The following is a 26,084-nucleotide window of genomic DNA, read 5'->3' as shown; positions in this document are numbered from 1 at the left end:
ACGCCGCGCGACGCCCTCCGCATCGCCGAGATGAACGCAAGCGTGGCCGGTCTCCGGGCTGGTGAGTCGATACCCTGGGGCATCCACTGCGCCCCTTCCCGGCCGGGGCCAGTGGGTGTCGCGCAGCTACTACTCAACTACCGTTGCGGGGGCAGCGCCGGCTCGACCGGCTTCCCTGTTTCACCCCGGCTCAGGCGGGGCACCACGTGCAAGGGCGCAGGGTACGGACTAGCCCGGAGAGCGTCAATCGATCGCTCGGCTCGAACTCGACGTCTGGCGAATGGGTCCACCCTAGGCACCCACCGTAAGGAGCTACCGGATGACCGATGCCACCCTCGCCGCCTGCATCAAGGCCTGCCTCGACTGCGCCGCGGCCTGCGAAACCTGCGCCAGCGCCTGCCTGAGCGAAGCCCATGTCGACATGATGCGCGACTGCATTCGCCTGGATCGTGACTGCGCCGACGCCTGTCGCCTGGCCGCCACCTTCATGCAGCGCGGCAGCGACCGCGTCGCCGAAGCCTGCGCCCTGTGCCTGGCCACTTGCCGCGCCTGTGCCGCAGAGTGCGGCAAGCACAAGGCCGACCACTGCCAGGCCTGTGCCCGCGCCTGCGAAGCCTGTGCCGAGGCCTGCGCGGCCATGGCGGCCTGAGAGCGCTCAAGCTGGTAGTGCGCGCTCTGGTCGCAGCCAAAAGGTGCCTGCCGACCTGCCGCTAACGCGGTCGGCATTGGCATTAGCGACCGACGCCAGGGATAATGCCCGCCCTTTCATCGACATCCAGGCCTTCGCCATGACCGATACCAACCAAGATCCCCGTTTGAGCCGCATGAAGCGTCGCCTGCGCAAGAAGCAATACCTGGGCGAATTCCAGGAACTGGCCTTCGAAATCAAGGTGAGCTTCAAGAACGAACTCAGCGAAGACGATCTGGACACCTTCCTGGGCGACTTCATCGACTACGTCGAAGAGCGCAAGCTGGACTACATCGGCGGCTTCGACAACGCCTGGGTCGAAGGCACCATCATGGCCAACAAGCGCTACACCTCGCCCACCGCGGAAGACCGTACCGCGCTGCTGGACTGGCTGAAGGCCCGCGCCGAAGTCGGTGAAGCCAGCGCCAGCGAACTGCATGATGCCTGGCATCACGACGGCGAAGTCTAACTAGACTCGCCGGATAGCTTGGCGCCCGTTGCGGTCGTAAAGGGGAATCCGTTGGAAACCAGGTCCTCATGACGACCCTCCTGCAAATCTCCGATACCCACTTCGGCACCGAGCAACCCGCTGTGGTCGCGGCCCTGGAGGCCCATGTCCGCGAACACGGCGCCGATGTCCTCATCCTCTCCGGGGACATCACCCAACGCGCCCGCCGCGAACAATTCGCCGCCGCCAAGACCTTCGTCGAACGCCTGGAAAGCTATGGCATTCCCCGCACCCTGGTGATCCCGGGCAATCACGACCTGCCGCTGTACAACGTCTTCGCTCGCTTCCTGACGCCCTATGGCAACTATCGCCGCCACTTCGGCCAGGACTTGGAGCCCAGTTTCGAGAACGACGAGCTGCTGCTGGTCGGTCTCAACACCACCGCCCCGCAACGCCACAAGGATGGCGCGGTGAGCCCTGAGCAGATCGAGCGCGTGGCCGAGCGTCTGCACCGCGCTGGACCCGCGAAGCTGCGCATCGTCATTGCCCACCAGCCGTTCGGCGCTCTCGAACTCAGCGACCTGAGCAACCTGCAGCACAACGCCGACCAGGCCCTGGCCACCTGGGCCGATGCCGGACTGGACCTGGTGATGGGTGGGCACATCCATTTGCCCTACGTCCTGCCGCTGAGCCGCCAGTACCCGGCCCTACCCCGCGAGGTCTGGATCGTCCAGGCTGGTACCGCTCTGTCTTCCCGCGTCCGCGGCACCTCGCCCAACTCCTTCAATCGCCTGCTGGTCGGCGAAGGCGCGGAAAAGACGGTTGACGTGGAGCGCTGGGATTTTCAGGGCGATCGTTTCGTGGTCGGCGAACGGCACGAATTGCGCTGGCAGGCAGCCCAAGACGCCCTGGCCTCGACCTGAGGGACTTACCTGGGCCCGTCTATTGCGGGCTCCTGCGCACTTTCAGCAATGGAAATTGATTCAAGCTGTTGAAACGGCTGGCAGACTTCGAGCGCCGCGTAGTCTTAGGACTTTCGGCAGGAGAGGCCACCCATGGAATCCTTGACTCAATCGCTGCTCGGTTTCATCGAAACCCATCAGGCCTGGGCGCCGCTGATCGTCGGACTGCTCGCCTTTGGCGAGTCCCTGGTGTTGCTTGGCGTCTTCATCCCGGCTACGGCGCTCATGCTGGTGGTCGGGGGCCTGGCCGGCTCGGGTGTGCTGTCCCCGGCACCTCTGGTGCTGGCCGCCATCATCGGCGCCATCCTCGGCGACATCTGCTCCTACATCATCGGCCGCTGGCTCGGGCCCAGCATCGTCCACCGACCGCCCTTTCGCCGCTATCGCAAGCAGGTGGCCCGGACCCGGCTGTTCTTTCGCCGCTATGGGTTCTTCGCGGTATTCGGCGGGCGCTTCCTGACCATGATCCGCAACACCGTGCCCCTGGTGGCCGGGATGATGGCCATGAACCAGCTGCGCTTCCAGTCGGCCAACGTGCTCTCGGCCATCGTCTGGGCGCCGCTGATGATGGCGCCGGGGTATCTGGCCGCCAAGGGCGTCGATCACTTCAGCTTCGCCGGCAACGAACCGCTGTGGATCGGCGCCGGCGTGGTGGCCCTGCTGGGTGCGGGTGGGGTGCTGTTCTTCAAGCAGCGGATCAGGCGCGCCTAGCCGTCGGCCAGCGCCGCGAGCAGACGCGCCCGGGTCAGGGGCGCCTCGCGCAGGCGTACGCCGGTCGCGGCGGCTACCGCATTGGCGATGGCCGCCGGGATCGCCGCCGTGGTGGCCTCCCCGGCGCCTACCGAGGGCTCTTCCGGGCGGTCGAGCAATTCCAGCTCCAGCTCGGGCAAGTCGCTGAAGGTCAGCGGTGGATAGGCGCCCCACTCCAGGCTGGTCACCCCCTGGTGATCGAACTGCACCTCCTGCTTGAGGGTGCGGGCGATACCCTGCACCACGCAGCCCTCCAACTGGTTGCGTAGGCCATCGGGATTCACGATCAACCCGCAATCATGGGCCACCACCACCCGGGTGACGCGAATGCCAGTCGCCCGACTCACCGCCACCTCCACCACCGCCGCCACATAGGCGTTCTCGTTTTCGTAGCGTAGGAAAGCCAGGCCCTGTCCGATGGCGGGACTGCCGTCCCAGGCGGACTTGCGCACCGGCGCCAGTTGCCAACCGGCCTTGGCCGTGGCGGCCTGCAGTACCGCCCGCGCCCGCGGGTCCTGCAGATAGCGCAGGCGGAATTCGAGGGGATCGACGCCCGCGGCCAACGCCAGCTCGTCCATGAAGGATTCGTTGGCAAAGGTATTGCCGACCGCTCCCAGGGCGCGCAGGGCCGAGGGCCGTAGCGGCGAGTCGCTAGCCTCCAGCCAGTGAGTGGACACCTGGATGTTGACCAGATCGTAGTCCAGCGGCGCATTGCGATTGCCACCCCCACGACCACCCTTGAGCGGCAGGTTGTAGGCCAGCTGCCCGGCGAGCAACGCTGCCGCGCCAGTCTGGCCATTGGGGCGAGTCAGATGGGTAGGCGTCCAGTTGGCGAAGCGCCAGGCGAGCAGATCGCCTGCGGCGCTCAGGCCGCCGGCCAGGCGCATCAGCATCGCCGGGCCCTTGGGATTCCAGCCATGCTCGTCGGCGCGACTCCACTGCACCCGCACCGGGCGACCGCACAGCTTGGACAGCAACGCCGCATCGGCCGCCGCGTCGTCCGCGCCATTGTGACCGTAGCAACCAGAGGCCTGCTGGTAGATGACGTGGATGCCGTCTTCCGGCAGCCGCAGGAGCTCGGCCAGTGCCGCGCGCAGTTGATAGACGCCCTGGGTGCCGCTCCAGACGGTGGCACCTTCGGCGCGCACGTCCGCCACCGCACAGGAGGGGCCGATGGAGTCGTGGTTCTGGTAGGGCCAGCGGTACTCCGCCGTCAGCCGCTGCGCCGCGTGCTGCAGCTCCTGCTCGACGTCGCCTACCTCCTGCTGGACGTCCGCCGGACCGCCCTTGGCTTCCAGATGTCCATAGAGCTCGCCCGGTAGCGGCAGGTCCGGCACCAGGCTCCAATCCACCCGTAGCGCCGCCGCGCCTTGCCGCGCCAGCCACGGCTGCTCCGCCAGCACCGCGACGAAGGCGCCCTCGTAGACCAATTGCGCCCCGGCGGGCAGCGCGCTGGCGTCGAGGCCACGAATGCTCACCCCCGCCAGGCGCGCCGAGCCGGTACAGGGCGGACGCACCACACAGCCGTGCAGCATGCCGGGCAGGCGCAGGTCATGGACGTAGTCAAAGGTGCCGAACAACTTGGCGGGAATGTCCTCCCGCGGTACCGAGGTACCCACCAGGCGATAGTCCTTGGTCGCCCGGGTGCGCACGCCCTGATTCACCAGCCGTCCCAGGGGCCGCCCGCCGACCAATTCGCCATAGCTGACGAAGCGCCCCGTAGGATCGCCGCGGTACACCACGCGCCCGTCCACCGTATCCACCACCGCCAGGTCCAGCCCCAGCCGCCGGGCCCCTTCCAAAAACAGGAATTGCCGCGCGCTGGCGGCGGCCTTGCGCAGTTGCGCACCGCCCACCTGCAGACTCTTGCTGCCGGCGGTGATGCCCTGGTCGGGAGTCAACCGGGTATCGCCCTGGATCAGGTGGGTGGCACTGAAGGCCACACAGAGTTCTTCGGCCACGATCTGGCGTAGCGCCGTGCTGACCCCGGTCCCCAGTTCTACTTTACCGCTATAGACGGTGACCTGACCCTGGATGTCTATCGCCAGCCAGGCATCCAGTTGCCGCTCGTCGAGGGTCTTGGCGAGACTGGCGGCATCGCTAGGCGTGGGTAGCACCTGGGCTGCGACCGGGCGCTGCAGACTCAACCCGAGCAGCAAGACCGCCCCACCACCGAGGAAGGCGCGTCGTGACAGACTCATGCCTGACGCTCGCGCAAGAGCACCGCCGCCCGCTTCACTGCGCGCAGAATCCGATAGTGGGTGCCGCAACCGCAGAAATTGGCCGCCAGCGCCTGGCGAATCTGGCTATCGCTCGGCTCGGGGATCCGCTCGAGCAAGGCCTTGGCGGTCATCACCATGCCCGGGATGCAATAGCCGCACTGGGCCGCCTGCTCCTCGATGAAGGCCTGCTGCAGCGCATGGGGCGCTTCCGGCGTCCCCAAACCTTCCAGGGTGAGCAACTCCCGCCCAACGAAGGAGGTGGCGGGCAACAGGCAGGCGCGTACCGGCTTGCCATCCGCCAGCACCGTACAGGCGCCGCATTCGCCCAGGCCGCAGCCGAATTTCGGCCCCTTGAGCCCCAGCTCGTCACGCAGGGCCTCCAGCAGGGGCATGCGCGGATCGACGTCGAGTTGCCTGGCCTCGCCGTTGACCCTGAGTTCGATGGCCGCCACCGCTATTTCTCCTGTTCCCGCGCCGCCGCCACGTCCGCGGGACGGACGTCGGCAGCCTGGCCGCCGAAGTGGCGGCCGATGTAGTTGGCCAGGTCGGCGAGCTGCTGGTCACTGAGCAGATCGCGATAGGCCGGCATGAAGGCATGCTCGGTACGCCCCTGACGGTCTATCCCATCGAGTAGCACCCGTATCAGGTTGGTCCCTGCCGGGTCGCGCACCGCCGAATAGTTGCTGAAGGATTTGGGATAGGGCCCCGCCGGTCCCCGGTCGTCTGGCGAATGGCAACTGGCGCAGGCCGACTGCAACAGGGCGGCGCTTTCCGCCTCGGCAGCGCTGAGTGATCCGCCCTCCCCGGGCGGCTGTACCTCGGCGCGCGCCGGCACCGCACCGGGCTTGGCCGGCAGCGTTCGCAGGTAGGCGACCAGGGCACCGAGATCGGCATCGCGCAGATAGCGGGTACCGCCACTCACCACCTCGGCCATGGGCCCCGCCGCCACCGCCTCGCCCCGCTGATGGCCTTCGCGCAGGTAGCTGGCGAGCTTGGCATCGCTCCAGCCAGCGAGGCCGCGCGGATCGCTGGTGAGATTCCAGGCGGCCCAGCCCTGCTGGGTCGCCCCGGCATAGGCGCGATCTCTGTCCAGCCCCTGGCTCCAGGTGCGCGGCGTATGGCACTCCTGGCAATGCCCGACCGCCTCGGCCAGGTAGGCACCGCGCGCCACCTTGGCATCCGCCAGGGCAGGCAGCGGACCTGGGGTGAAATTCAGCCATTTCCATCCGCGGATCAGCGCGCGCTGATCGAAGGGAAAGCGCAGGGCATTGGCAGGCGGCGCATAGGGTATCGGACGCTGCACCTGCAGGAAGGCGAAGATGGCCGCTACGTCTTCATCGCTCAGGCGGGTATAGGCCGTATAGGGAAACGCAGGATAGAGCTGCTCGCCATTCCGGCCGAGGCCTTCATGCAACGCGCGGCGAAACTCCGCTACCGTCCAGGCACCCAATCCCTGCTGGCGATCAGGGGTGATATTGCTCGAATAGAGCCGGCCGAAGGGAGTGTCGAAGGCTACACCCCCGGCGAAGGGCGCGCCGTCGGGCCGCGTATGACAACCCTGGCAATTGCCCAGGCGAGTCAGGTACTCGCCACGCGACAGCGTCGTCTCGTCCGCCCGCGCCAGGCTGACGGTAGACAGAAGCAGGGTCCCTGCCAGACACGACAGGGCGAGGGATCTCATCGGCTCTCCTTCTGAGCGCGAACCGGGCGACCGATTGCGTCTGGTTTTTCTTCATCCTAATCGGCAAGTCGGCTGCTTGCGGTACTCGACCCCGGAGGTGAGATGCAGGCGACAGTTTGCGCTCAGGCCGTGACGTGCGGCTTTACAAAGCCAGACGAGGCTCTCGCTGCAGATTCTCGCTCGGGGGCTAGCACCTCGCCCCGGCTATCGTTCGCCCGCAAGCGCAGCGCGCGCACCCACCGGACAGGACGGGACAAGGGCATAATTCCGAACTATAGGGGTGGTATTATTCAACGCTTGGGCACGAAGCCATCGGGCTTGGCGGCCAGCCAGTCGACGAACTGGCGAATGCGGGCATCGCTCAGCAACAACTCGCGACTGTTGTATTCCAGCGCCAGGGTCTTTTCGTCGAAGGTCTGATGGATGTGGTTGTGGCAGGGCCGGCAGACCCAGAGGGTGGCGGTGATGCGGCTGACGCGGTCAAATCTTTTGCGCACGTAGGCCTTGTCGTGCAGCGAGCGAGGAATCAAGTGATGACGGGTGAGCGGCGCCGCCCGACCGCACAGCTCGCAACGAGCCGGCTGGGGCGGCAGACGTATCGCCTGGGGCATGCTGGGCTCCGGTCGGGCTGGATACTCATTCGAGCGGCCCGGGCGGAACGGGGTTCAATAGCCGCCGGCGAGACTCGGCGTGACCAGCACCCGCTTGGCCTGCAGATAGCTCTTCTGCCAGTAGGGCTTGGCCAGGCTGTCCAGCCGCACCGTACCGCCCGTACGCGGCGCATGAACGAAGCGCCCCTCGCCCACGTAGATGCCGGCATGGCTCACTTCGCGTCCACCCGCCGTAGCGAAGAACACCAGATCGCCCGGCTGCAGGGCATTGCGTGCCACGTTGGGCGAACCCAGGGTGATCATCTCCCGAGTCGAGCGTGGCAGGGTGACCCCCGCCGCGTCGCGGTAGACATAGCCGATCAGGCCGCTGCAGTCGAAGCCGCCGGCCGGGGTGTTGCCGCCATAGCGATAGGGTGTCCCGACCAGGCCGATGGCCCGGAAAAGCACGTCGTTGGCCGCCTGAGCCTGGCTTTCGAGCAACGGACGGGAGACCACCGGCGCGGTTGGTGCTGGGGGCTGGGGCGGGCTACCGGCGCAGGCGGCCAGCAGCAGAAAGACGCAATACAATCCTAGGCGAGCCGCCTGCGGCATGGATGAGATCCTTAGTTGTCCATCGATCGCCGTCGGCCTGCCACGCAGCACCTACGGGTCCTCGCGGCCTACCGGGCGAACATCGCGACAGTAGACCTCAGCGCAGTACGCGCTTGCCTTCCAGGAAACTCACCTTCCAGTACTGGTCGTCCAGGCTGTCCACCCGCACTCCCCCGCTACGACGGCTGGAGGAATGGATGAACTTGCCTTCGCCCATGTAGATACCAGTGTGACTGACCCGGCCACGGCCGTTGCTATTGAACAGCAACAGATCGCCGGGTTCCAGATCGTTCTTGCTGACTACCGGTACCTGGAGGTCGATGATTTCACGCGTGGAGCGCGGCAGCTTCATGCCGGCCCGCTCGCGGAACACGTAATTGACGAAACCGCTGCAATCGAAACCGGCCAGGGTGCTGCCACCCTTGCGATAGGGCGTACCGACCAACTGGGTGGCGCGGTTGAGAATCTGATCCGCCAGATTCGGCAGTGCCTGGCGCGGACCGACCTCACGATCCCAGTCGAGCTGACGCGGCGACTGGCTGTGGGGGAACGGCGGGCGCGGCTGCGCACCCTCGGCTTCCGCGGCCGCCGGCTCCAGACCGGTCGAGGTGCCGAGCGTGCCATGCAGAGCGGCGGTCTGCAGCGGCTGCGCGGAGGTGGAACGAGCTTGGTCAACGACGGCGTCGGAGGACTGCGGGACACTCGCGCAAGCGGCGAGGAGGCAGACCAGCGTCAGGGGCACGAGGGGTGCGAGGCGATTCCTTGGCATGGGCACGACCGTGTCGTTTTTTCAAAGTTTCGACACCTTGCCGACCTGAGTCACAGTTGGCAAGTTTTTTTAGCCGCCGATGTGACTCAAAAGCCAAGGAAGGACGTCTACGGCCCTTTTTCTCACCTGAACGGTCGCCAGACCGCTCAGCGCGGAACGGTCCGGATTGATCTCGACGAGGTCCCCGCCCTGGGCCAGGGTCCGCCCCACCGGCTCCTGGATGTAGGCGAAAGCCGCTGTCGTGCCCACGGCGATCACCAGGTCGAATCCCTGATCCACCGCCGCATGCAAACGTAGCAATTCGGCACCCGGCAGAGCCTCCTCGAACAGCACCACCGGTGGTCGCAGGATACCACCACAATTCGGGCACCGCGGCGGTAGCGGTCCCGCCAGGCAGGCCCCGGCATCCGCCACCGGCAGCGCGCACGCCATGCAGGCCAGCGGCTCCAGCTGGCCATGGATCTCGATCAGCCGCTCGGGCGGAAAACCCGAGCGGCGATGGAAACCGTCGATGTTCTGGGTCAATACCCAGCTCCCGAGCTCACGGCGGCCGAAGTCGGCGATCGCCTGGTGCGCCGCATTGGGCGCCGCCGCGGCGCAGGCCCGCCCCAGCTGGGCGAGATAGCGCCAGCAGACCTCGGGACGCTGGCGCAGCATGCTGCCCGACAGCGCCGCCTCGATGGGAATCCCCTCGTCGGTGAGACCGTTGTACAACCCGACCAGGCCGCGATACGTCGGCAGACCGGAATCGGCGGAGAGTCCCGCTCCAGTGATGAACAGCACCCGTTCGGCGCGCTCGAGCAATCGCCGGGCACGCCCCAGGGCGTCGCTCAATGATTCACCGTGTGGGCCAGCATCACCGACAGCTGACACAGTGGCCGCCCGCTCTGCTCCTGCCAGAGATTGAAGGCTTCCTGCATCTTCTGCCGGTCACGCTTGGCGGTGGGTGCCTTGTCGAGGATGTTCTGCGCCTTGAGCGCCGCGACCACGTCGTCGGTGGCGACGAAGGTGTCCTTACCGGCCATGCGCAGGAAGCGTTGCGCCGACAGACCGCCCAGCTGGTTGCCGCGCTTGGTCAGCAGCTCCCACAGTCCGACGATGTCCCGTTCCGGCCACTCGGCCAGCAGGCGGCCGAAGCTGCCGTGGGTGCGCTGCAGATCGAGGATAATCTGGGCATTGATCGGCACGCTGCGCAACTTGCCCAGGTGGCGGATCAGCCGGGCGTCCTGCATCAGCCGCTCCAGGTGCTCACCGCCCATGAGCACCACCTTCTCCGGATCGAAGCCGAAGAAAACCTCCTCGAAGGCCGGCCACTTGGCGTCCACCAGGCTGTGCTTGAGCCCGGCGCGAAAGATGCGCCGGGTCAGCAGCGACAGGTAGCGGTCATCCCCCACGGACTTCAGGGCCGCGGCGTCCACCGGTTGCGGCAGGCGCGCCTCCAGGGCGGCCAGCGAGCCGAAGCGATTGACAGAGTACTCCAGCAGCCAGGCGTAATCCCGCATCAGAGATTCATCACCTGGACGAAGCGCGGCGTGGCGCTGTCGTCGACCTTGAGGCTGGCGAAGTCGAACAGCTCGCGATCGGCGAGTTGCGACGGCACCACGTTCTGCAGCGCGCGGAACATGATCTCGGTACGGCCTGGGGTCTTGCGCTCCCACTCCAGTAGCATCTCCTTAACCACCTTGCGCTGCAGGTTTTCCTGGGAGCCACAGAGGTTGCAGGGAATGATGGGGAATTCGCGCAGCACGGCGTAGGCCTCGATGTCCTTCTCGCTGCAATAGGCCAGCGGGCGGATCACCACGTTGCGGCCATCGTCGGCGCGCAGCTTGGGGGGCATGGACTTGAGGGTGCCGCCATGGAACAAATTGAGGAAGAAGGTTTCTACCATGTCATCGCGATGATGGCCGAGCGCCATCTTCGTCGCGCCGATCTCATCGGCAAAGGTGTAGAGAATGCCCCGCCGCAGGCGCGAGCACAGCGAGCAGGTGGTCTTGCCCTCCGGGATCTTCTCCTTCACCACGGAATAGGTATCACGTTCCAGAATGTGGTACTCGATCCCCAGCTCCTTCAGGTACTGAGGTAAAACGTGTTCAGGAAAGCCCGGCTGCTTCTGGTCGAGGTTGACCGCCACGATCTCGAAATTGATCGGCGCGACCTTCTGCAGATAGAGCAGCATGTCGAGCAGGGTGTAGCTGTCCTTGCCACCGGACAGGCAGACCATGACCTTGTCGCCGTCCTCGATCATGTTGTAGTCGGCGATGGCTTCGCCGGTAAGACGGCGCAGGCGTTTCTGCAGCTTGTTCTGGTTGACCGAAAGGGTGCCCATGGATGAATCCGCGAAAGGAAAAAACGAAAGGCCGGCATTTTACGCTCAAAGCGCTCCGCGCCCTACCCCGAACGTCAGCCGGGAGCGACCAGCGACCATGAATGAGGCGCTGGAATTGAAGACGGCCCTGCATCGTGAGCTGCTGCGCGCCGGGACCTGCCTGTCGGAATACGAGCTGCTGCAGGCGCTGCGCCGGTCCGGCTCGCCCTTGGTGCCACCGCGCCCGGTCACCGACAACTACGAGCTCTTCCAGCTGCACTTCCGCGTCTTCAACGCCCTCTATCTCCTGCGCGATGAATTGCGTGCCGAACAACGCGCCGAGCTGGTCATCAGTGCCTTGCGCATCGAATTGCGACCCTATCTCAGCGCCCGCCCCGGCCTGGTGGTGGCCGACTCGCTACGCGCCTATTACCTGGACCTCAGCCAGCTGGATACCACCACCCCAGAAGACGTGGCCAACTTGCTCAATCATTTCTGGGCCCTGGTGAATGGCGAGTCCGATCTGCTGGAAGCCCTGCGCCTGCTCGGCCTGGACCGATCGGCGGACTATGGCCAGATTCGCCGACGCTATCGGCAACTCGCCAGCCGGCATCATCCCGACCATGGCGGCAGCACCGGCCGTCTGCAGGCCATCAATGCCGCCATGGATACGCTGAGACGTCACTATGGTCATCAGCCGACCGCGGACGCTAGGGCTCAGGCGCCGGCTTCGGCATAATCACTCGCCTCGCCAGAGGTTGCCCATGCCTGAACAACTCACAGAACGGGTCGAAGACTGCTATCGGCAGGCCGAGGCCTTCTTCAAACGCCGCTTCCCTCGTCCGGAAGTCAGCCTGGCCTTGCGCGGCCAGCGCGCCGGCGTCGCCCATCTCACCGAGAATCGGCTGAGATTCAATCGGCAGCTCTACCAGGAAAATCGTGCCCACTTTCTCGAGCAGACCGTGGCCCACGAGGTGGCGCATCTGGTGGCTCATCAGCTGTTCGGTGGAGCCATCCGTCCCCATGGCGAAGAGTGGCAACTGATCATGCGGGGGGTTTATGGCCTGCCGCCGGATCGCTGCCACACCTACGAATTGCCGCAACGGACGCGCACCCTCTACCTGTATCGCTGCAGTTGCCCGGATGGTCGCTTCGAATTCACCGCCCAACGTCACGCCCTGGTACGCAAGGGGCGCCGCTATCTCTGCCGGCGTTGCCGCGGCCCCCTGGACTTCACCCAGGAAGTCATCCAGGGCTGATACCTGCCGAAGCCTGGAACGGCTCCGGCGGGATCAGACCAGGACTCAGCCCTGAGCGAAGACTTCGTCGAACAGATTGTGCATCGCCAGGAAGGCCCGCTTGGCCACCACCGGGTGGTACTGCTGCTTGCCGGGGTTATTGGCTTCGGGATCGGTGAAGGAATGCACCGCGCCGCCGTAGCTCAGCAGTTGCCAATCCACCTGGGCGGCATCCATCTCCTGGCGGAAACCGGTGAGTTGCTCGTCCGGCACCAATGGATCGGAAGCACCGTGCAGGATTAGCACCGGACCGGTGATGCGAGCCGCATCGGCCGGGTTGGGCGTGTCCAGATTGGCGTGGAAGGTCACCACGGCGCTCAGGGCCGCACCGTCGCGAGCCAGTTCCAGCGCCGCGCAACCACCGAAGCAGAAGCCGATGGCGGCGATCTGATGGACGTCCACCGCGGCGGTTTCCGCCTGGGCGATCAGCGCGGCATAGGCCGCCTGCATACGCTGGCGCAGCAGGGCACGATCGGAGCGAATCGGCGTCATGGCCGCCAGGGCTTCGTCGGCGTTCTGCGGACGAACGTCACGGCCATAGAAGTCGACCACGAGATAGGCCAGGCCGTCGGCCTCGGCCAGGCGCTTGGCCTGCTCCACGGCGCCATGGGAAACCCCCATCCAGTTCGGCGCGAGCAGCACGCCCGGCCGGGTGGGCGTACCACTGGTGGCATACACCAGCTGGCTCTCGAACGTCTGCCCATCGATTTCGTAGGAAACGGGTTTTACAGTGACATCGACCATGGGGTCCTCCGATGAGTGAAAAGAGAAAAGCCCGCCGAGGCGGGCTTCTGCATCTTTAAGCGGACAATTCCACCAGCAATTTGTTTAACCGGCGGACGTAGGCGGCGGGGTCCTTGAGGCTATCGCCCGCGGCCAGCGCAGCCTGATCAAACAGGATGTGCGACAGGTCGGCGAAGCGGTCCTCGTCGGGCTCGCCATCGAGTTTCTCGATCAGCGGATGCTGCGGGTTGATCTCGAAGATCGGCTTGGAATCCGGGGCCTTTTGGCCGCTGGCTTCCAGGATGCGGCGCATCTGCAAACCGAGGTCCTGCTCGCCGATGGCCAGGATCGCCGGCGAATCGGTCAGGCGATGGGAGACGCGTACCTCGCTAACCTGGGCATCCAGAGCCTGCTTGAGGCGCTCCACCAGCCCTTCCTTGGTCTTGGCGACCTCTTCCTGGGCCTGCTTGTCTTCTTCACTGTCCAGCTTGCCGAGATCCAGATCGCCACGGGCGACGTCGACGAAGTGCTTGCCGTCGAATTCGGTGAGGTAGCTCATCAGCCACTCGTCGATGCGATCGGTCAGCAGCAGCACCTCGACCCCCTTCTTGCGGAAGACCTCCAGGTGCGGGCTGTTCTTGATCTGGGCGTGGCTCTCGCCGGTCAGGTAGTAGATCTTGTCCTGGCCTTCCTTCATCCGGCCGAGGTAGTCGGCCAGGGAAACGTTCTGGGCATCATCGCCGTTGTGAGTCGAGGCGAAGCGCAGCAGCCCGGCGATCTTCTCGCGGTTGGCGAAATCTTCCGCCGGACCTTCCTTGAGCACCTGGCCGAAGTGGCCCCAGAACGACTGATACTTCTCCGGCTCGCTCTTGGCCAGCTTCTCCAGCATATCCAGCACCCGCTTGGTCAGCGCCGACTTCATGGAGTCGATCACCGGATCCTTCTGCAGGATCTCGCGGGAGACGTTCAGCGACAGGTCGTTGGAGTCCACCACACCCTTGATGAATCTCAGGTACAGCGGCAGGAACTGGTCGGCCTGGTCCATGATGAAGACGCGCTGCACATAGAGCTTGAGGCCCTTGGGCGCCTCGCGCTGGTACAGATCGAAGGGCGCGCGCGCCGGAACGTACAGCAGCGAGGTGTATTCGAGCTTGCCCTCGACCTTGTTGTGGCTCCAGGTCAGGGGATTCTCGAAGTCATGACCGACGTGCTTGTAGAACTCCTGGTAGTCCTCGTCCTTGAGCTCGGTACGCGGACGGGTCCAGAGCGCGCTGGCACGGTTGACGGTTTCCCACTCGGGCTCGGCGGGCTGCTCCTCGTCGCTGCCGTGGTGCTCCTTGGGCAGTTCAATGGGCAGGCCGATGTGGTCGGAGTACTTCTTGACCACATTGCGCAGGCGCCAGCCATCGGCGAATTCGCTCTCCTCGGGCTTGAGGTGCAGCACGATGCGGGTACCGCGCTCGGGCTTGTCGATGGTCGCGACCTCGAACTCCCCTTCACCCTTGGACGACCAGTGCACGCCCTCACTGGTGGGCTGGCCGGCGCGACGGGTATAGACATCGACCTGGTCGGCGACGATGAAGGCCGAGTAGAAGCCGACGCCGAACTGACCGATGAGGTTGGAATCCTTCTTCTGGTCGCCGCTGAGGTTCTTCAGGAAGTCAGCGGTACCGGACTTGGCGATGGTGCCGAGGTGGGCGATGACCTCTTCACGGCTCATGCCGATGCCGTTGTCTTCGAGGGTGACCGTACCGGCCTCCTTGTCGAAGCTCAGGCGAATCTTCAGCGTATCCCCACCTTCCAGCAGTTCGGGCTTGGACAGCGCCTCGAATCTGAGCTTGTCGGCCGCGTCGGAGGCGTTGGAAATCAATTCGCGCAGGAAGATTTCCTTGTTGGAATACAGCGAGTGAATCATCAGGTGAAGCAGCTGCTTCACTTCGGTCTGGAAGCCTAGGGTTTCCTTTTGAGTCTCCACACTCATGCTACGAACTCCGCTATCGATAGATACGCACCAGTTGGTCTGGCGATGAGGCGGAGATGGGGGCTGACGGCGGTATTTCAAGCCTGGCGCTCGGCGGGAGGCTGTCGTTCGTAGCCCCTTTCCCATTCCTGCCAAGACGGGTCCAGCGCCTCGCGCGGGCGGCGTATAAGCCAACTTTCCTGGCAAGGCAATAGCGAATCTGACCGATTGCGCGCGCCTGGCTACCGGCCGATGGTGCCGCTCGAGCACCAGCGACCGAGACGCCCGAGCGTCGGTCGATAGCCGCCCCAGGAGCCCCCATGCCGCAGCCTTCCTTGCCCACCGCCCTGCTTCTCGCGACCACCCTGACCCTGGTGGCCTGCGATCCGCCTGCGGAGCCAGCCAAGACCGCTCCTCGAGCCACCGAGGCGCCCCAGACGAACAACGCCGCCATCAGCGCCCTGCCCGCTCTGCATGTCGTCCTCACCTGGGAATCGCTTCCCAATGGTGAAAATATGGTGCTCAAGAACTATCGGGCGAAGCTCGACGCCTGTCAGGGCTCCGGCTGGCCCACCCGGGCGCTGTCGGCGGAAGAGGAAGCCAAGCTTGGCAAAGGCGAGGTCGACATTGCCATCGATGCCCGCCGCCAGGCCGCGCGCCAGATCCAATGGAGCTTCGGCACTGCCGGCGACGATGAGCAAAGTACCTGCCTGATCACGCTGGACGCGCACGAGGACCAGAGCGAGATCGAAGACAAGGACGGCATTTACGAAGCCATCGACGACGCCACCCGCAACCAAGATCGACTGACCTACCAGGCCGCTGGCTGGACCTTGCTGGGCGAAGCCGAGATCCAGGGCCAGCCCTGTACCCGCTGGCGGAACGAGCGTCAGGAGGTCTGCATGTGGTCCGGCGGACTGAAGTGGGGCTTCAGCGAAGCGCCGGCCGATGTAGCGGGCTGCACCGTCGATGGCGCCGGCGACTATCTGACCGATATTCCGCTGCTGGGCCAGCCCTCGCCGGGCGGTGGTGGCTGCCGCTTGCAGGTCAAGACGTTCAGCCTTGGCCAGGGGCTGCTACCGACCAGCCAATGAGGCGTCGGACCCAGGCCGCGAGTGCTCTCCACGCCACGAAGCCCCAGCTAGACGCCTGTCTTCGTTAGTGAAGCCGCACCTAATTCTGCAGATCAAAGTGAGGAAGCGAGGAACTTAACTTTTACCCCGGCGCTCGAACGGGCTGTCGTGTAGTTCATAAGGAGAAAACACATGAAAAAGCCCTTCGCTCTTGCCCTGCTGTTCACTGCCGCCTTCGGTCTCGCCGCCTGTGACAAGCCTTCCGAAAACAAGGCTCAGGATGCTGCCAAAACCGAGCAAAAAGCTCAGGAAAACCTGAACAAAGCCGCTGAGCAGAGCAACAAGGCTGCCGAACAGCGCAATGAAGCCGCCGCCGAGGCCGCCAAGGAGCAATCCAAAGGCGAGGCCACTTCGGTCAACCCGGCTACTGGTACCACCAACAGCACCGCGCCGGCTACCCAGCCCAAGCCGTAAGCTGATCGGATACGAAAAAAGCCCGCTAATGCGGGCTTTTTTGTGTCTGGCCGGAATCAGGAACGCGCGGGGCGCGCCTCGACTTCCGTCTCGTCCGCCTGCCTCCTGCTTCTCAGGCCTTCCAATCCCAGGGCGACGAGCCCCACCGCTACCGCCGGCAGCAGCCAGCCCAGGCCCGAGTCGGCCAGGGGGAGCCAGAGTACCGCGGCATTCAGATAGGGCACCGTCAGGTGTGCAGCCTGCAGGCCATCGAGAACACCGAAGGCCAGGGCCACCAGCAGCACCGGCCCGATGATGCGACCGGGCGCCGCCCAGCGCGCACTGAAGAAGCTCAGTACCACCAGGGCAATGCACGGTGGATAGATGGCGGTCAGGATCGGCACCGAGATCTGAATCAGCTGCGTCAGCCCCAGGTTGGATACCAGCAGCGAGAAGGCGGCCAGCAGAACCACCAGGCTGCGATAGCTGAACGGCAGGAACTCGCTGAAGAACTCCGCGCAGGCGCAGGTCAGGCCCACCGCCGTCACCAGGCAGGCCAGGGTGATCAGCACCGCCAGGAAATCACTGCCGACACTGCCAAAGGTGTGCTGCACATAGGCATGCAGGACCTCGGCACCATTGCTGGCATGGGGCACCAGGGCGCCGCTGCCGGCGCCGAGCTGGAACAGGCTCAGATAGACCAGTACCAGGCCGACCCCGGCGATCAGGCCGGCGATGATGGTGTAGCGCGTCAGCAGCTGCGGCGCCGTGACGCCCCGCGCGCGGATGGCGTTGACGATGACGATACCGAATACCAGGGCGCCGAGGGTATCCATGGTCAGGTAGCCGTTGACGAACCCCTGAGACAGGGCGCGCGAAGCGTATTCGGGCGCCGCGGTCGCCGGGCCGCCGGCCGGCCAGAACAGCGCCGCGCCACCCAGCACCGCCAGCGCCAGGATCTTCAGTGGGCCGAGGAAACGGCCCACGGTGTCGAGCAGGCGGCCCGGATAGAGGGACACCAGCAGCACCACCAGGAAGTACGCCAGGCTGTACAGGAACAGCGGGATAGGGCCATTGCCCAGCAGCGGCGCGACACCGACCTCGAAGGACACGGTCGCAGTGCGCGGCGTGGCGAACAGCGGCCCTACCGAAAGGTAGCAAACGATGGCCAGCGCCCGGGCTGCCGTGCGGCCGAGAGGCCTGCTCAGGGCATCCATGCCGCCACCGACCCGTGCCAGGGCGATCAGGGTCAGCACCGGCAGACCGACCGCGGTCAGCAGGAAGCCCAGGGCGGCGCTCCAGACATGCTCGCCGGCCTGCAGGCCGACGATGGGGGGAAAGATGATGTTGCCCGCGCCGACGAACAACGCGAACGTCATGAATCCAAGGGCCAGGACGTCCCGGCTTTGCAAAGCTTTCATGGAAGGCAGTACCAGCAATGAGGAAAACGAGGCAGCCCGCCCTCGTGGGAGCAGGTCTTGGTAAAGCCACGGCGTGGCCGATGGAGCGGAAAGGTTGTCATCCTAACGAATTAGCCGCGAAAAGGCAGCCGGCAGGCGATGAGGCGTACGGCGCCCCACAACGAAAAAGGCCGCCCGAAGGCGGCCTCTTCCCAGTCAGTCAGGCTCAGGCCTTCTTGACTTCCCAGCCGGTCAGCTCGGCCAGGGCCTTGCCGATGTCAGCCAGGGAACGCACGGTCTTCACACCAGCGTCCTGCAGGGCGGCGAACTTCTCGTCCGCAGTGCCCTTGCCGCCGGAGATGATGGCGCCGGCGTGGCCCATGCGCTTGCCGGGCGGTGCGGTGACACCAGCGATGTAGGACACCACCGGCTTGGTCACGTTGGCCTTGATATAGGCCGCGGCTTCTTCCTCGGCGCTGCCGCCAATCTCGCCGATCATCACGATGGCTTCGGTCTTCGGATCGTCCTGGAACAGCTTCAGGATATCGATGAAGTTCGAGCCCGGGATGGGGTCGCCGCCGATGCCCACGCAGGTGGACTGGCCGAAGCCGGCGTCGGTGGTCTGCTTCACGGCTTCATAGGTCAGGGTGCCGGAACGCGACACGATACCGACCTTGCCCGGCAGGTGGATGTGACCGGGCATGATGCCGATCTTGCACTCGCCGGGGGTGATGACGCCGGGGCAGTTCGGGCCGATCAGGCGTACGCCCAGCTCGTCGCACTTCACCTTGGCATCCAGCATGTCGAGGGTGGGGATACCCTCGGTGATGCAGACGATCAGCTTGATGCCACCGAAGGCTGCTTCCAGGATGGAGTCCTTGCAGAAGGGAGCCGGCACGTAGATCACCGAGGCGTCGGCGCCGGTGGCTTCCACGGCTTCGCGCACGGTGTTGAACACCGGCAGGCCCAGGTGGGTGGTGCCGCCCTTGCCGGGAGTCACGCCGCCGACCATCTGGGTGCCGTAGGCGATGGCCTGTTCGGAGTGGAAGGTACCCTGGCTACCGGTGAAGCCCTGGCAGATGACCTTGGTGTCTTTGTTGATCAGGACGCTCATTACTTACCCTCCGCGGCCTTGACGACCTGCTGGGCAGCGTCGGTCAGGCTGGTTGCCGCGATGATGTTCAGGCCGCTTTCGGCCAGGACCTTGGCACCGAGTTCGGCGTTGTTGCCTTCCAGGCGAACCACGACCGGCACCTTCACGCCGACTTCCTTCACGGCACCGATGATGCCTTCGGCGATCATGTCGCAGCGCACGATGCCGCCGAAGATGTTCACCAGAACGGCCTTCACGTTGCTGTCGGACAGGATGATCTTGAAGGCTTCGGTCACGCGCTCTTTGGTCGCGCCGCCGCCGACGTCCAGGAAGTTGGCCGGCTTGCCGCCGTGCAGGTTGACGATGTCCATGGTACCCATGGCCAGACCGGCACCGTTGACCATGCAGCCGATGCTGCCTTCCAGGGCCACGTAGTTCAGCTCCCACTTCTGCGCATGGGCTTCACGGGCGTCGTCCTGCGACGGGTCGTGGAAGGCGCGCAGCTTGGGCTGACGGTAGATGGCGTTGCTGTCGATGTTGATCTTGGCATCCAGGCAGTGCAGGTTGCCGTCTTTCTTGATCACCAGCGGATTCACTTCCAGCAGGGCCAGGTCGTAGTCCTGGAACAGCTTGGCCAGACCGACGAAGATCTGGGTGAACTGCTTGATCTGGTCACCTTTCAGGCCCAGCTGGAAAGCCAGGTCGCGGCCCTGGTAGGGCTGAGCGCCCACCAGCGGATCGACGGTTGCCTTGAGGATCTTCTCCGGAGTGTCGTGCGCGACTTTCTCGATGTCCACGCCACCTTCGGTGGAGGCCATGAACACGATGCGGCGGCTGGAACGATCGACCACGGCGCCCAGATAGAGCTCCTTGTCGATGTCGGTGCAGGATTCGACCAGGATCTTGCTGACCGGCTGACCGTTGGCGTCGGTCTGGTAGGTCACCAGACGCTGGCCCAGCCACTTGGCGGCGAATTCCTTGGCTTCTTCCTTGCTCTTGACCAGCTTCACGCCACCGGCCTTGCCGCGGCCACCTGCGTGGACCTGGGCCTTGACGACCCACTCGTCGCCGCCGATACGGCCGCAAGCCTCGTAGGCCTCCTGGGGGGTGTCGACAGCGTAGCCTTTGGAAACGGGCAGGCCGTATTCAGCGAACAGCTGCTTACCCTGATACTCGTGGAGATTCATGCTTGTCTACCGTCTTCGTTGGGTATTGCGCATTCGACGCTGTGCGTTCTCCGAGCCGTCCTCCGGACGGTCGCGGGCACCGCGCCACCTGTGACCCCTGCCTTGCAAGAGTCCGAGGCGCCTTCCAGCGGTGGAGCCCTAAGGCTCCACGGCGGTCGGCCACCCCGTGGTTCTGTCAATCTCTTACCGCTTCTTGCGATTCACCGCGTGGATCGCATGACCATTCACCGCCAGAGCCGCTTCGTGCAGCGCCTCGGACAGGGTCGGGTGCGAGAACACCATCATGCCCAGGTCTTCGGCGCTGGAGCCGAATTCCATGGCGATGGCGCCCTGCTGGACCAGTTCCGCCGCGCTCGGGCCAACCACATGGACACCCAGGACGCGATCGGTCTTGGCATCGGCCACGACCTTGACGAAACCGGCGGTGTCGTTGGCTGCCAGGGCACGACCGCTGACCGCGAAGGGGAAGGTGCCGACGTTCACTTCGACGCCTTCGGCCTTCAGGGCCTGCTCGGTCTTGCCGACCCACGCGATTTCCGGGTGGGTGTAGATCACCGAGGGCACCAGGTCGTAGTTCATCTGCGCCTTGTGACCGGCGATGCGCTCGGCGACCATCACGCCCTCTTCCGAGGCCTTGTGCGCCAGCATCAGACCGCGCACGCAGTCACCGATGGCGAAGACGCCCGGCACGCTGGTGGCGCAGTAGTCGTCGACGTAGATGTAGCCACGTTCGTCGCTTTCCACACCGCTGTCGGATGCCAGCAGGTCGGTGGTGACCGGACGGCGGCCCACGGCGACGATCAGGCGATCGAAGGTGATCTGCTTCTCTTCACCGCCTTCGGTGTAGTTGACGGTGACTTCCTCACCCTTGACCTCGGAACCGGTCACGCGGGCGCCCAGACGGATGTCCAGACCCTGCTTGGAGAGGATCTTGTAGGCTTCCTTGGAGACCTGGTCATCGGCGGCGACCAGGAACTTGTCCAGGGCTTCCAGCACGGTGACTTCGGCACCCAGGCGAGCCCAGACCGAACCCAGTTCCAGGCCGATGACGCCGGCACCGATCACGCCCAGACGCTTGGGCACGCTCTGGAATTCCAGGGCGCCGGTGGAGTCGACGATGACCTTCTGGTCCACCGGAGCCGGCGGGATGTCGATGGGACGCGAGCCGGACGCCAGGATGACGTTCTCGGCCTCGACCACCTGGACGTTGCCGTCCAGACCGGTGACTTCGACCTTCTTGCCGGACAGCAGCTTGCCGTTGCCTTCCAGCAGGGTCACGCCGTTGGCCTTGAACAGGGTAGCCACGCCGCCGGTGAGGTTCTTCACGATCTGGTCCTTGCGGCCGATCATGGTGGGCACGTCGATGGTGACGTTCGGCGCGTCGATGCCGTGGACCTTAAAGCCCTCGTGGGCCTCGTGGTACTTGTAGGAGCTGTCCAGCAGCGCCTTGGACGGAATGCAACCCACGTTCAGGCAGGTACCGCCCAGGGCGATCTTGCCTTCCTTGCCCTTGTAGCGCTCGACACAGGCGGTCTTCAGACCCAGCTGCGCGGCGCGGATGGCGGCCACATAGCCGCCAGGGCCGGCGCCGATCACCACTACGTCGAATTTGTCGCTCATACACTAATCCCCTTGGAGCAGCTTCAGGCATGAAAACTTGAGCGGTGCGAGGCCCCTGCCCCGCACCGCGAAAGCCGGATCAGATGTCCAGCAGCAGACGCGCCGGATCTTCCAGCAGGTCCTTCATGGTGACCAGGAAGGTCACGGCTTCCTTGCCATCGATCAGGCGATGGTCGTAGGACAGCGCAAGATACATCATCGGCAGGATCACTACCTGGCCGTTCACCGCCATCGGACGCTCCTGGATCTTGTGCATGCCCAGGATCGCGGTCTGCGGCGGGTTGACGATGGGGGTGGACAGCAGCGAACCGAAGACACCACCGTTGGAGATGGTGAAGGTACCACCCTGCATGTCTTCCAGGGTCAGCTTGCCGGCCTTGGCCTTCTTGCCGAACTCGGCGATGGTGCCTTCCACCTCCGCCAGGCTCATGAACTCGGCGTTGCGCAGGACCGGAACCACCAAGCCACGGTCGCTGGACACGGCGACGCCGATGTCCTGGTAGCCGTGATAGACGATGTCGTTGCCGTCGATGGAGGCGTTGACACCCGGCTGACGCTTGAGCGCCTCGGTAGCGGCCTTGACGAAGAAGGACATGAAGCCCAGGCGCACGCCATTGTGCTTCTTCTCGAACAGGTCCTTGTACTTGGAGCGCAGGTCCATGATCGGCTTCATGTTGACCTCGTTGAAGGTCGTCAGCATGGCCATGCTGGACTGGGCTTCGACCAGGCGCTCGGCGACCTTGGCGCGCAGGCGGGTCATGGGCACGCGCTTCTCGGTGCGGTCGCCCGCGGCGGTCACCACCGGAGCGGCGGCGGCAGCGGCCGGCTTGGCAGCCGGAGCGGCGGCGCCGGACTTCTTGGCTTCTACCGCGGCGACGGCGTCTTCCTTGGTGATGCGACCGCCCTTGCCGGTACCGACCAGGGTGGCCGGATCGATGCCGTTCTCTTCGGCGATCTTGCGCGCGGCCGGCGCCAGGATCGGGTCTTCGTCGCTACCGGCGGCAGCGGGCGCAGCGGCCGGGGCACTGGCAGCGGCCGGCTGGGCAGCCGGAGCAGCGGCGGTAGCGCCCTCTTCCACGCGAGCGATGACTTCTTCGCTCAGCACGGTGTCGCCTTCGTTCTTGATGACCTCGGCCAGGACGCCATCGGCAGGTGCCACGACTTCCAGCACGACCTTGTCGGTTTCGATGTCGACCAGCAGTTCGTCACGCTTGACCGCTTCACCGGGCTTCTTGTGCCAGGTGGCGACGGTGCCGTCAGCGACCGATTCCGGGAAGGTAGGGGCTTTGATCTCGATAGCCATTCTATGAATTTCCTTAGTGATCTCTAGTAGTCGCGTGGCGAATCAAACGGAGAACGCATCTTGCAGCAGTTTTTCCTGCTGCTCGGCGTGCATGGAGGCATAGCCGCAGGCCGGAGCGGCGGACGCGTCGCGACCGGCGTATTCCAGACCCAGGCCCTGCTTGTAACCGGACACGGCGCGGCGCATGTGATGCTGGCTGCAGTACCAGGCGCCCTGGTTCATCGGCTCTTCCTGGCACCAGACCACGCGCTCCAGGTTCGGGTAGCCGGCGAGGACCTCGGCCAGGTCGTCTTCCGGGAACGGATAGAGCTGCTCCAGGCGGACGATGGCGATGTCCTGGCGATTCTCGCTGCGGCGCTTCTCCAGCAGGTCGTAGTAGACCTTGCCGCTGCACAGCACCAGGCGCTTGACCTGCTGGGCGTCGATGGGGTCCAGCTCGTTGATCACGGTCTGGAAGGAGCCATGGGCCAGGTCCTCCAGGGTCGAGATGGCCAGCTTGTGGCGCAGCAGCGACTTGGGCGTGAGCACCACCAGAGGTTTGCGCAGCGGGCGGATCACCTGGCGACGCAGCAGATGGTAGATCTGCGCCGGAGTGGTCGGTACGCAGACCTGGATGTTCTGCTCGGCGCACAGCTGCAGGTAACGCTCCAGACGGGCCGAGGAATGCTCCGGCCCCTGGCCTTCGTAGCCGTGGGGCAACAGCATGGTCAGGCCGCAGAGACGACCCCACTTGATCTCGCCACTGGTGATGAACTGGTCGATGACGACCTGGGCACCGTTGGCGAAGTCACCGAACTGGGCTTCCCAGACCACCAGCGCGTTGGGCGTGGTGGTGGCGTAGCCGTATTCGAAGCCGAGTACCGCTTCCTCGGAGAGGAAGGAGTCGTAGATCTCGAACGAGGGCTGGTTTTCCGCCAGGTGCTGCAGGGGCACGTAGGGCACGGCGTCCTTCTGGTTGTGCAGCACCGCATGGCGGTGGGAGAAGGTGCCACGACCGACGTCCTGACCGGTGATGCGGATCGGATGGCCTTCGTGCAGCAGGGTGGCGTACGCCATGGTTTCGGCGAAGCCCCAGTTCAGCGGCAGGCCGCCGGCAGTCATCTTCTGGCGATCCTCGAGGATCTTGCCGACCTGACGCTGGACGACCACGCCTTCCGGGATCTGCAGCAGCTTGTTGGCCAGGTCCTGCAGGGTCTTGAGGTCGAAACCGGTGTCGTGGCGCGCGGTCCAGGCATGACCCAGGTAGGGCTTCCAGTCGACGAACAGGTCGCGATTGGGCTCCTTGACCAGGCTGGCCACCACGTGACGGCCCTCGTCGAGGGCGCCGCGGTAGGCTTCGAACTGCGCCTGAACCTGCTCGGCGTTGACCACACCGGCCTGGGTCAGGGCATCGGCGTAGAGGTCGCGGGTGGTACGCTGCTTGGCGATCTGCTGGTACATCAGCGGCTGGGTGCCGCTCGGCTCGTCGGCCTCGTTGTGACCACGACGGCGGTAGCAGACCAGGTCGATGACGATGTCACGCTTGAACTGCATGCGGTAGTCGACCGCCAACTGGGTGACGAACAACACCGCCTCGGGATCGTCGCCGTTCACGTGGAAGATCGGCGCCTGGATCATCTTGGCGACATCGGTGGCGTACTCGGTGGAGCGCGCATCTTCCTGGCGATTGGTGGTGAAGCCCACCTGGTTGTTGATGACGATGTGCAGGGTGCCGCCGGTCTTGTAAGCCCGGGTCTGCGACATCTGGAAGGTTTCCATGACCACGCCCTGGCCGGCGAACGCGGCGTCGCCGTGGATGGCTACGGGGACGACCTTGTCGCCGGTACGATCGCCGCGGCGATCCTGGCGGGCACGCACCGAACCTTCCACCACCGGAGAGACGATCTCCAGGTGCGAGGGGTTGAACGCCAGCGCCAGGTGGACTTCGCCACCCTGGGTCATGACGTTGGAGGAGAAGCCCTGGTGGTACTTCACGTCACCGGAGCCCAGCTCGACCAGCTTCTTGCCTTCGAACTCGTCGAACAGGTCGCGCGGATTCTTGCCCAGGGTGTTGACCAGGACGTTCAGGCGGCCGCGGTGGGCCATGCCGATCACCAGTTCCTTGACCCCATAGGAGCCGGAACGCTGGATGATCTCGTCGATCAGCGGGATCAGGCTCTCGCCGCCCTCCAGACCGAAACGTTTGGTGCCCGGGTACTTGGTGCCCAGGTACTTCTCCAGGCCTTCGGCAGCGGTCAGACGCTCCAGCAAATGGGTGCGGACTTCGGCGGAGTATTGCGGGCGGCCACGGACGCTTTCCAGACGCTGGAGGAACCAGCGGCGCTCTTCGGAATCGACGATGTGCATGAACTCCGCACCGACCGTGCGGCAATATGTCTCTTGCAGCGCATCCCGGATTTCGCGGAGAGTTGCCTCCTCCTTGCCGATGAACAATTCACCGGTACGGAAGGTGGTATCCAGGTCGGCGTCGGTCAAACCGTAGTGGTTGAGCAGCAGATCGGCAGGCGGTTGACGCTTCCACAGCCCCAGCGGATCAAGCTGGGCGGCCTGATGGCCCTGCAGACGGAACGCCTGGATCAGCCGCAGAACTTCGACCTGCTTCTTCTCGTGTTCGGAGCTGACGGTACCGGCCGATACCGGTTGAGCGCGCCGCTGGTTCTTGCCCAGCAGGACGAAATGGTCGCGAATCGCAGAGTGCGCGACGTCCGGCGAATTGCCGGTTACCGCGGGCAGCTTCTGGAAGTAGGTACGCCATTCTTCCGGTACTGCATTGGCATCGTGCAGAAACAGCTCATAGAGCTCTTCCACGTAGGCAGCATTACCGCCGGACAGGTGAGCGCTGTCCCACAGTTGCTGCATCTGACTTTCGTGCATCTAGTTCACCCCTTCGGCAGAGATAGCATCAGCCGATGACCCAACCCATACCTGAGGCCTGGTCGCTTTGCGG

Annotated in this window: 25 protein-coding genes and 1 riboswitch; of the genes, 8 read left to right on the top strand and 17 right to left on the bottom strand. The window is 65.0% G+C overall.

Translation table 11 applies throughout. The features are described from left to right. Positions 1-26: 26 nt before the first annotated feature. Positions 27-222, bottom strand: a riboswitch (cobalamin riboswitch). A gap of 97 nt (positions 223-319) precedes the next feature. The 4 genes from QZ471_RS11935 (at position 320) to QZ471_RS11920 (ending at position 2,809) form a co-directional block, all read left to right on the top strand. Continuing rightward, positions 320-649, top strand: a complete 330-nt coding sequence (locus QZ471_RS11935; RefSeq protein ID WP_295463938.1) for a four-helix bundle copper-binding protein — start codon at positions 320-322, stop codon at positions 647-649. A 139-nt stretch (positions 650-788) separates the two neighbouring features. Further along, positions 789-1,157, top strand: a complete 369-nt coding sequence (locus QZ471_RS11930) for a YggL family protein (RefSeq protein WP_059227978.1) — start codon at positions 789-791, stop codon at positions 1,155-1,157. 68 nt (positions 1,158-1,225) lie between these two features. Further along, positions 1,226-2,059: a metallophosphoesterase gene (locus QZ471_RS11925; protein ID WP_295463935.1), complete on the top strand. Its 834-nt coding sequence runs from the start codon at positions 1,226-1,228 to the stop codon at positions 2,057-2,059. A 132-nt stretch (positions 2,060-2,191) separates the two neighbouring features. Then, a complete protein-coding gene (locus tag QZ471_RS11920; RefSeq protein WP_295463933.1) occupies positions 2,192-2,809 on the top strand; it encodes a DedA family protein in 618 nt (205 codons plus the stop codon). Here QZ471_RS11920 and QZ471_RS11915 read toward each other — a convergent pair. From QZ471_RS11915 to ttcA, 9 genes are all read right to left on the bottom strand, one after another. Further along, positions 2,806-5,049, bottom strand: a complete 2,244-nt coding sequence (locus QZ471_RS11915; RefSeq protein ID WP_295463931.1) for a molybdopterin cofactor-binding domain-containing protein — start codon at positions 5,047-5,049, stop codon at positions 2,806-2,808. The genes QZ471_RS11920 and QZ471_RS11915 overlap by 4 nt on opposite strands. Continuing rightward, the gene (locus tag QZ471_RS11910; protein WP_295463929.1) at positions 5,046-5,522 is read right to left on the bottom strand and encodes a (2Fe-2S)-binding protein; all 477 of its coding nucleotides are present in this window, start codon (positions 5,520-5,522) and stop codon (positions 5,046-5,048) included. Before QZ471_RS11910 ends, QZ471_RS11915 begins: the two co-directional genes overlap by 4 nt. Before the next feature lie 2 nt (positions 5,523-5,524). Next, entirely contained in the window at positions 5,525-6,751 is a 1,227-nt protein-coding gene (locus QZ471_RS11905; RefSeq protein ID WP_295463926.1) for a cytochrome c, read from the bottom strand. A gap of 290 nt (positions 6,752-7,041) precedes the next feature. Next, complete coding sequence (locus QZ471_RS11900; protein ID WP_007159236.1) at positions 7,042-7,362, bottom strand: hypothetical protein; 321 nt, start codon at positions 7,360-7,362, stop codon at positions 7,042-7,044. 54 nt (positions 7,363-7,416) lie between these two features. Then, a complete protein-coding gene (locus tag QZ471_RS11895; protein WP_295463922.1) occupies positions 7,417-7,953 on the bottom strand; it encodes a C40 family peptidase in 537 nt (178 codons plus the stop codon). Between the two features lie 97 nt (positions 7,954-8,050). Next, complete coding sequence (locus tag QZ471_RS11890; RefSeq protein ID WP_295463920.1) at positions 8,051-8,722, bottom strand: NlpC/P60 family protein; 672 nt, start codon at positions 8,720-8,722, stop codon at positions 8,051-8,053. Positions 8,723-8,791: 69 nt separating this feature from the next. Beyond that, entirely contained in the window at positions 8,792-9,556 is a 765-nt protein-coding gene (locus QZ471_RS11885; protein ID WP_295463918.1) for an NAD-dependent protein deacylase, read from the bottom strand. Further along, complete coding sequence (locus tag QZ471_RS11880) at positions 9,553-10,224, bottom strand: DNA-3-methyladenine glycosylase I (RefSeq protein WP_295463916.1); 672 nt, start codon at positions 10,222-10,224, stop codon at positions 9,553-9,555. Before QZ471_RS11880 ends, QZ471_RS11885 begins: the two co-directional genes overlap by 4 nt. After that, a complete protein-coding gene (gene ttcA, locus QZ471_RS11875) occupies positions 10,224-11,048 on the bottom strand; it encodes a tRNA 2-thiocytidine(32) synthetase TtcA (RefSeq protein WP_295463914.1) in 825 nt (274 codons plus the stop codon). The genes QZ471_RS11880 and ttcA overlap by 1 nt, the downstream gene beginning before the upstream one ends. A gap of 97 nt (positions 11,049-11,145) precedes the next feature. Between ttcA and QZ471_RS11870 the strand changes: the two genes are divergently transcribed. Together QZ471_RS11870 and QZ471_RS11865 are read left to right on the top strand one after the other, a co-directional pair. Further along, complete coding sequence (locus QZ471_RS11870; protein WP_295463912.1) at positions 11,146-11,766, top strand: DNA-J related domain-containing protein; 621 nt, start codon at positions 11,146-11,148, stop codon at positions 11,764-11,766. A gap of 19 nt (positions 11,767-11,785) precedes the next feature. Beyond that, positions 11,786-12,286, top strand: coding sequence for a SprT family zinc-dependent metalloprotease (locus tag QZ471_RS11865; protein WP_295463910.1), 501 nt, complete (start codon positions 11,786-11,788; stop codon positions 12,284-12,286). Positions 12,287-12,331: 45 nt separating this feature from the next. Here QZ471_RS11865 and QZ471_RS11860 read toward each other — a convergent pair whose 3' ends face one another. Together QZ471_RS11860 and htpG are read right to left on the bottom strand one after the other, a co-directional pair. Beyond that, on the bottom strand, positions 12,332-13,069 hold the full coding sequence (locus QZ471_RS11860) for a dienelactone hydrolase family protein (protein WP_295463908.1): 738 nt from the start codon (positions 13,067-13,069) through the stop codon (positions 12,332-12,334). 55 nt (positions 13,070-13,124) lie between these two features. Further along, complete coding sequence (htpG, locus tag QZ471_RS11855) at positions 13,125-15,029, bottom strand: molecular chaperone HtpG (RefSeq protein ID WP_295463906.1); 1,905 nt, start codon at positions 15,027-15,029, stop codon at positions 13,125-13,127. A gap of 299 nt (positions 15,030-15,328) precedes the next feature. Here htpG and QZ471_RS11850 point away from each other — a divergent pair, with 299 nt between their 5' ends. Together QZ471_RS11850 and QZ471_RS11845 are read left to right on the top strand one after the other, a co-directional pair. After that, positions 15,329-16,102 carry a hypothetical protein gene (locus tag QZ471_RS11850; RefSeq protein ID WP_295463904.1) on the top strand — a complete coding sequence of 258 codons (774 nt, stop codon included), beginning with the start codon at positions 15,329-15,331 and terminating at the stop codon, positions 16,100-16,102. 171 nt (positions 16,103-16,273) lie between these two features. Continuing rightward, complete coding sequence (locus QZ471_RS11845; protein WP_295463902.1) at positions 16,274-16,555, top strand: hypothetical protein; 282 nt, start codon at positions 16,274-16,276, stop codon at positions 16,553-16,555. Positions 16,556-16,611: 56 nt separating this feature from the next. On the opposite strand, the gene brnQ is transcribed toward QZ471_RS11845, so the two are convergent. The 6 genes from brnQ to QZ471_RS11815 form a co-directional block, all read right to left on the bottom strand. After that, positions 16,612-17,955, bottom strand: a complete 1,344-nt coding sequence (gene brnQ / locus QZ471_RS11840) for a branched-chain amino acid transport system II carrier protein (protein WP_295463900.1) — start codon at positions 17,953-17,955, stop codon at positions 16,612-16,614. Between the two features lie 205 nt (positions 17,956-18,160). Beyond that, a complete protein-coding gene (gene sucD, locus QZ471_RS11835; protein WP_295463897.1) occupies positions 18,161-19,048 on the bottom strand; it encodes a succinate--CoA ligase subunit alpha in 888 nt (295 codons plus the stop codon). Then, a complete protein-coding gene (sucC, locus tag QZ471_RS11830; RefSeq protein ID WP_295463895.1) occupies positions 19,048-20,214 on the bottom strand; it encodes an ADP-forming succinate--CoA ligase subunit beta in 1,167 nt (388 codons plus the stop codon). The genes sucD and sucC overlap by 1 nt, the downstream gene beginning before the upstream one ends. Positions 20,215-20,397: 183 nt before the next feature. After that, on the bottom strand, positions 20,398-21,834 hold the full coding sequence (gene lpdA, locus QZ471_RS11825) for a dihydrolipoyl dehydrogenase (protein WP_059226985.1): 1,437 nt from the start codon (positions 21,832-21,834) through the stop codon (positions 20,398-20,400). Between the two features lie 79 nt (positions 21,835-21,913). Beyond that, positions 21,914-23,137 (bottom strand): 2-oxoglutarate dehydrogenase complex dihydrolipoyllysine-residue succinyltransferase, encoded by a 1,224-nt coding sequence (odhB, locus tag QZ471_RS11820; protein ID WP_295463892.1) that lies wholly within the window; start codon positions 23,135-23,137, stop codon positions 21,914-21,916. A gap of 42 nt (positions 23,138-23,179) precedes the next feature. Continuing rightward, positions 23,180-26,011: a 2-oxoglutarate dehydrogenase E1 component gene (locus QZ471_RS11815; RefSeq protein WP_295463890.1), complete on the bottom strand. Its 2,832-nt coding sequence runs from the start codon at positions 26,009-26,011 to the stop codon at positions 23,180-23,182. Positions 26,012-26,084 lie beyond the last annotated feature (73 nt).

The organism is uncultured Pseudomonas sp. (assembly GCF_913774235.1).
Lineage (GTDB): Bacteria > Pseudomonadota > Gammaproteobacteria > Pseudomonadales > Pseudomonadaceae > Chryseomonas.
This window is presented reverse-complemented; position numbering and strand designations above follow the sequence as displayed.